Source organism: Mesorhizobium sp. M4B.F.Ca.ET.089.01.1.1 (assembly GCF_004022605.1).
GTDB classification, from domain to species: Bacteria; Pseudomonadota; Alphaproteobacteria; order Rhizobiales; family Rhizobiaceae; genus Mesorhizobium; species Mesorhizobium abyssinicae.
In genome coordinates, this window is record NZ_RZOS01000390.1 from 1 (window position 1) to 5,509 (window position 5,509).

Annotated in this window: 7 protein-coding genes; 3 read left to right on the top strand and 4 right to left on the bottom strand. The window is 60.3% G+C overall.

Going from position 1 to position 5,509, the window contains the following annotated elements:
* On the bottom strand, positions 1–300 hold a 300-nt coding region (locus EN780_RS39785), incomplete at its 3' end, for a hypothetical protein (RefSeq protein ID WP_210215053.1).
* 798 nt (positions 301–1,098) lie between these two features.
* Here EN780_RS39785 and EN780_RS26585 point away from each other — a divergent pair.
* Positions 1,099–1,479, top strand: a complete 381-nt coding sequence (locus EN780_RS26585; RefSeq protein ID WP_128275773.1) for a hypothetical protein — start codon at positions 1,099–1,101, stop codon at positions 1,477–1,479.
* Between the two features lie 335 nt (positions 1,480–1,814).
* Here the strand turns inward: EN780_RS26585 and EN780_RS26590 are convergent, their stop codons facing one another.
* Positions 1,815–2,552: a hypothetical protein gene (locus EN780_RS26590; protein WP_189556749.1), complete on the bottom strand. Its 738-nt coding sequence runs from the start codon at positions 2,550–2,552 to the stop codon at positions 1,815–1,817.
* A 141-nt stretch (positions 2,553–2,693) separates the two neighbouring features.
* On the opposite strand from EN780_RS26590, the gene EN780_RS26595 reads away from it, so the two are divergent.
* Complete coding sequence (locus EN780_RS26595) at positions 2,694–2,972, top strand: helix-turn-helix domain-containing protein (protein ID WP_127393480.1); 279 nt, start codon at positions 2,694–2,696, stop codon at positions 2,970–2,972.
* Between the two features lie 28 nt (positions 2,973–3,000).
* Here the strand turns inward: EN780_RS26595 and EN780_RS26600 are convergent, their stop codons facing one another.
* Both EN780_RS26600 and EN780_RS26605 read right to left on the bottom strand, forming a co-directional pair.
* The gene (locus EN780_RS26600; RefSeq protein ID WP_245500150.1) at positions 3,001–3,753 is read right to left on the bottom strand and encodes a GGDEF domain-containing protein; all 753 of its coding nucleotides are present in this window, start codon (positions 3,751–3,753) and stop codon (positions 3,001–3,003) included.
* Positions 3,754–3,972: 219 nt separating this feature from the next.
* A complete protein-coding gene (locus tag EN780_RS26605) occupies positions 3,973–4,671 on the bottom strand; it encodes a thermonuclease family protein (protein ID WP_128275774.1) in 699 nt (232 codons plus the stop codon).
* A gap of 233 nt (positions 4,672–4,904) precedes the next feature.
* On the opposite strand from EN780_RS26605, the gene EN780_RS26610 reads away from it, so the two are divergent.
* Positions 4,905–5,441 (top strand): hypothetical protein, encoded by a 537-nt coding sequence (locus EN780_RS26610; protein ID WP_128275775.1) that lies wholly within the window; start codon positions 4,905–4,907, stop codon positions 5,439–5,441.
* The last annotated feature ends 68 nt before the right edge of the window (positions 5,442–5,509 follow it).

Sequence of the window (5,509 nt, forward strand, 5' to 3'; positions counted from 1 at the left end):
GTATAAGGCTCGATAGACTTCGGCAGGATAATATACGGGCATTGCCTCAACGTCATCGCCAATTAATTCTATGGATTTGGCGTATCTAAGATTGATAAGAAGTAGTTTATTATCAAGGGTTGAACAGCAAATCCAACCATGAGATTTATGATGCTTGCGGAAAGAATTCAGATTTTGTAGCTGAGTGAGAAGTGATAAGCGTGCACTTTCAGCTATTGGATATCTTCGAATACCGGAAGCCGTGCGCAGGCTCAGGGTTCCATATCTTGTCTCTATATCAAAAGCTGTAAACGGTCTCATACGGCACTCCTCATAGAGACGGTCCTCATCATATGGGGGATGTTCAATTGGGCTGTTTGTCGTTTCCTAGGGCGGCCATAAGCGATACCTCCTCGTCAGGATTGATCTGAGCTGCTCCATAAAGAGGTCGCGCCGCCCATCAAATGTCCATCTTACGACCATCACCGAAGCGCTTTCAGGCCATTTGTCCTCCGGTTGTTGGCGAGAGCGCATCTGACTCCGCCTAATGCCCAAGTCGGACGCGACCTACCTGATCGGTCAGTGGGGCCCTGTGACGCATCAGACTGTGGTGAAGGAGCGCTCCTAGACATCCGCGAAGTATTCCGTGTTTTGGGCAAATCGGGAATGACCTTTACGCCGCCTTTTGCCGTCGTTTCTGCTCAGTGAGGTGCACGGGCGGATTGCTGCGCGGTACTGCACGCTCGTGCTCCCATGAAACGCTCATCTGGGGTGGTGAGCTTCACGTTGAGTTCGAGGTCGGCAGTGTTGCCAACAAGCGAACTCCGATCACTCCAGCCCCCACAGTTTACTTTCCTGGGATGCGGCAAACGTCATTTCCGTGCTTGTGCTGCTGCCGATCAGCACATCATGGTCAATCCATCGATGGGACTTTTTTGGTAGTTGCTTGCTGGCGTTTGCCTTCGTGGCACTCCCGCGCGGAAGCCATGACAGCTCGTCGGGCCGTCTTGTGTTGAACCGCCATCGGTTCGACTCTGCTTCGCTTCCAGCTCTGGTTCATCTCCAGGTCGGCGATCAGCCCGACACGTGGATGCGCACTCGGCGTTGGAGCCGCATGGAATGCGCAATCAAGCGCCGACCTTTCGCCTCAGCACTGACTTCGACGCTCATTGCCTGGCAGAGAAAGAGCTTCACTGCATCTTTAATTATTTCTCGGCGGGCCTCGAAGGAGCGGCTGGCAGGAAGGCGACCTCAAAAAGCATGGGCGGGCCTACCCGGTTTGTCGCGTCATCGTATTTTCTGCAGCCGCTGAAAGCAGATGCCAATGGATCGGGCAAGCTGGGTCCGCCGGCGAGACATCCGACTCAACGCGGATTGTCACTGTCTGCCTACCAACATGATGATCGGCAGGATGAACGCCACCTCGATTTTGGGCTCGCCCACGCCTGGAGTGGCGGGCGCCAAAGCTGCCGGTCAACCGCATCCGATGGCGTTAATTGAAGGGATGCTGGTGAGCGCCTTCCACCATGCGTTGCAAGTCTGACTGGGATGATCCAGCCTGAAGGCGTTTAAAGACTTCTAACCAGAAACGATACTCGCACGTATTTCCCTCACAGGGCCCCGACAGAGCGGACCAAGCAACAACCGTCGCAGCCCCCTCGCACCAAGTACTTTTGCCACCTCGACGGCTTCGGTTACGGACCATTGCACGGACGACGCGGCCGCCTTTTTCCCTCTTAAACCGAGAGGCGGGGGGCAAGCATTGGATGAATCAGCTTTCCCGCCCGTGTAGGGGGAACTTTTGACTACGATGGGCAATTTGTCGTCTCGTTTCTTCACGCTGCGCCCCCTTTCGCTCCGTTTGAGACGCCAATAGTGCACCCTCCTCGCCGCCCTGATTTTGAAGTGCCCAGCCTGTTCGGAAGCATCTGCTCCGGCACAAGCTCTTGCGCGATACGGATCACATCTCCGAGCACAGAGCGAATGTGCAACCAGGGAAACTCAGCAGAGGCTTCCGCGGGTTCCCCTTCGCTCAGCACGGCATCGAGCTTGGCCGCCACACCGGCAAGTGAAGCAGCCGGGGTCTCCAGCAATAGCTGAAGCAGGTTCTCCGCTTGGTCCGCCGCCTCGCCTTCAGCGAGTAACGCTGCCGAATAACCAATTTCCCTATCAGCGACATCCCAGCGCTCTTGATGGGCCTCCAAGTCAGCCTTGGACTTTGCGCGGACTGCCTCGTCTTCTGGTCCTGGACCGAGTACTTCGTTTAGGGCCTGGATTGAATGGAGTCTGACGCTCGTGCCGTCGTGCAGCGGGATCGTTGCACAAGGAAATCCAACAGTTTCCACAAGATTTCGCTCTAGGCGCTGCTGCTGACGGCACCGCCGCTCAGCCTCTTCGTGGGCTATCAGCCATTCGCCCCACACTGCCACTGCAGGATCGGCTGATTGATCAGCTTCCGCATGGTCGCGGACAAGCTTCCCTGGCTGCCTTCCCTCCTTTGCATTTGCCGCTATCGCAAGTACCCTCCTACGGGTGACGCGGGGCAAAGTCGTGGTATTGTCGGAATCAGCCATGATCCGAGCTCCCTGAAGCTTAGGTGTGGTCAGGCTGACTTAGGTGTTCCTGCACCTGGTCAGCCGCTCTGCGGACCGTTCCAGTAATGGTCTCGGCACGCGAGAGAAAGTGATGGAAAAAATATCAATGCGACTTCGCCAATGTCAATAGAAAATCTATCAAACCAGGCGTCGGCGGTGACCACGAGACAAATCAAGGCTGCACGGGCGTTGCTGGGATGGTCTCAGGGAGACTTGGCCGAACGCTCAGCAGTGTCAGAACCAACAATCGCGCGTCTAGAAGCGGAGGATGGACGGCTCGGTGGTCGTCCCGAGACTGTGACGAAGATCATTAGCGCGTTGGTAGTCGCAGGTATCGCGTTTATCCCGGAAAACGGTGGCGGGCTCGGTGTGCGCTTGCTCAAAGAGCGTCCGCGGTAAAGGCGGGTTCAATCTCGCTGCCGGTTAGTCAATTGTTAATATGCGACAACGCCACGCGTGCCTCGTCTTGAACCTCCAGCAAGCGTTCCTCCGCCGACCGGTACATGTCCTCGAACGCCAACTCATGCTCGAAGACGACGCCGCCGGTGCGGATGGCGAGCACGTCCTTTTCGCCTTTCGGCGCGAAATAGATTTGCCCGACCGCCTCTCGAATGCGTTCGCCGATCTCCTTGGCGTCCTTTTCGGTCGCGCCAGGCAGAAAGACGCCGAACATCGAGGTGCCGATGCGGCCGACGAGATCCTCCTTGCGAACCGACGACTGGATCGTCGAGGCGATGAGCCGCAGCGCCTCGTCGCCCCATTCCAGGCCGAAGCGCAGGTTGAGGGACTTGAGATGCTCGGGATGGATGACCAGGAAGGCGCCGGAGCGCGGCCCGGCCTCCGAGGTCTTCGCGGCCCGTCTGTCCACCATCGAGGTGAAAACCGGTCCGTTCAAGCAGCCGGTCAGCCTGTCATAGGTCGCCGACCGGTTGAGCTCCTGCCGGTAGCGGCGGATCTCGGCCTGTTTCGATCCGAGCAGCAGGAACAGCGGCAGGCCGATGGCCAGCGGCAGCAGCGTTGCCGTGATCACGCTGCGCGCGAACGGCGTCAGCGCCTCGCTGAACAAAAGCAGATAGTTGAGGCCGAGCGAAAGGATGAGGCAGCCGGCCGTCCCCAGCACGGTCAGCCACGCAACATCTTTCCAGCTTTGGGCAGAGGGGGTCGCTGTCGGTTTGGTCACTGGCCAATCTCCTGTCCGATGCGCTGGCATAAGGCCGGTGTGTTGCAATTTCGGTTTCGACGACCGCTACAATTTGATGCATGCGGGCGGAATGGCCATCAAATCGGCCCGTGCCGGCAAAGGCTGCACCGCAAGGGTTAACAAAACAGATATCGAAGGCGGCAGTCGGCGCCGCCCGGCCGACAGACGGAGCGAGCCTGATCGCTTAGTATCCGGCGCCTATCGAGGCGGCCCGAACATGCCCATCTCGGCGCTCCTGGCCGTTGCCTCGGCCTTGCCGTAGATGCCACCGGGCAGCGCCGTGGCCCAGCCGTTGGAGACCAGCCAGGCGCCGACGTCCTGCTTGCCGAGCTTGCAGGGCGCGGCGATGGCGAAGCGGTCGACATCCGGCGGCACCAAGCATTTCAGCGCCCGCCCGCGCAGCCAGGCATTGAAGGCCGCCCGCGCACGTAGGCCGCACGGCCAGGCGATCTCGTGAAAGGAACAGCTCGTGTCGGGGTCGATGGCGAGCGTGCCGCTGATCGCCACCGTCCGGCCCATCGCCTCGAAGATCGCCGACGAGGTGGCGATCGGCCGATAGAGCAGCATCTCGCGCCAGTCGCCCGGCATCGGCGTCTTCGGCCAGTATGCAAGACCGAGGTCGCCAAGCGGCGGGCGGGCCTCGATCCGTTCGATCCGGGTCGCATCGAGTTCGGGCGGCGCGATGAGATCCTGCGCGATCTTGCGCGCCGGCTGCCGCAGTCCGGCATCGAACATGGGTGGCGCCGTCGTCGCTGGCTGGTTTCCGGAGTCCAATGCCGGCGTCTGCCGGCCGACCCCAATCAAGGCGCCGGCTTGCAGGATCAGCAAGACCCCGGCCAGGAGTTCGACACCTCCAAACGCGATCGCCAGGCGAGACCTTGCCGCGGTACCGCTCATCGGCGGCGTCCCGGCCATCGCCGTCGAACAAAAGGCCGACCTGGCAACCAGCTTGAGCGCACCCCTTCAACCCCCGATGAAACGGCTCCGGCCATCCGACCCGCCGCGTTGGCGTCCCGGCAGTGCAGCATAGCACGCGCGCGAAGGATGCCGAAGCAGGCGTCCCGTTAAGCTTCGTTAATCCTTGCGCAATCTCTGTTGCCTATTGTGGCCCGGAATTTGTCGAGGACGACATGAAGCGCAAACCGATACTGCTCTTTGCTTTCCCGGCCCTCATGCTGCTCATCCTGGCGGGTGAGCGGGCGGCGACGTTCCTGCTCGGCACCTATCCCGCCAACCCGACGATGTGGCGGATCTGGCTGGAGCTGCGGCCCCTGGCGACGATGTTCTGGCAGCAGGTCGATCTCTATGCGGGCGCTTCGATCGCGCTGGACGCCGCCATGCTGGCCACCGCCGCGATTGTCTGCTGGATGGCATGCCGGGCGAGGGGATCGGCCGCCTTCTTCCTGGCCAACCATGTCGCGCTTCTGTTCGCCGGGCTGATGATCGCGGCCGGCAGCCATTCGGAAACGGCGAGCACGATTGCCGCCTTCACCGCGCCCAGCGGCATTCCATTCTCGCTGGCGATCGACTTCACCCTGAAGAACAGCCTGGTGCTGTGCCTGGGTTTGGCGGCATGTGCCTATTGCCACGTCGCCTTCCTCAACGAAGCCAGGCAGCGCGGCGAAGCCCGGGCTATCCGTATTCTCGCGCTGCGGCGGGATTTCTAGGCCTTCGGCCTCAATCGCCCGGAACGCCCGGCCAAAATCAGTTGATCTTGCGGTAGTAGACCTTGCCG

Excerpts from the sequence above, each read along its gene's own strand:
- EN780_RS26610 (WP_128275775.1), top strand. The coding sequence starts at position 4,905 with ATGAAGCGCAAACCGATACTGCTCTTTGCTTTCCCGGCCCTCATGCTG.
- EN780_RS26585 (WP_128275773.1), top strand. The coding sequence starts at position 1,099 with ATGCGCAATCAAGCGCCGACCTTTCGCCTCAGCACTGACTTCGACGCT.
- EN780_RS26605 (WP_128275774.1), bottom strand. The coding sequence starts at position 4,671 with ATGAGCGGTACCGCGGCAAGGTCTCGCCTGGCGATCGCGTTTGGAGGT.
- EN780_RS26590 (WP_189556749.1), bottom strand. The coding sequence starts at position 2,552 with ATGGCTGATTCCGACAATACCACGACTTTGCCCCGCGTCACCCGTAGG.
- EN780_RS26595 (WP_127393480.1), top strand. The coding sequence starts at position 2,694 with ATGTCAATAGAAAATCTATCAAACCAGGCGTCGGCGGTGACCACGAGA.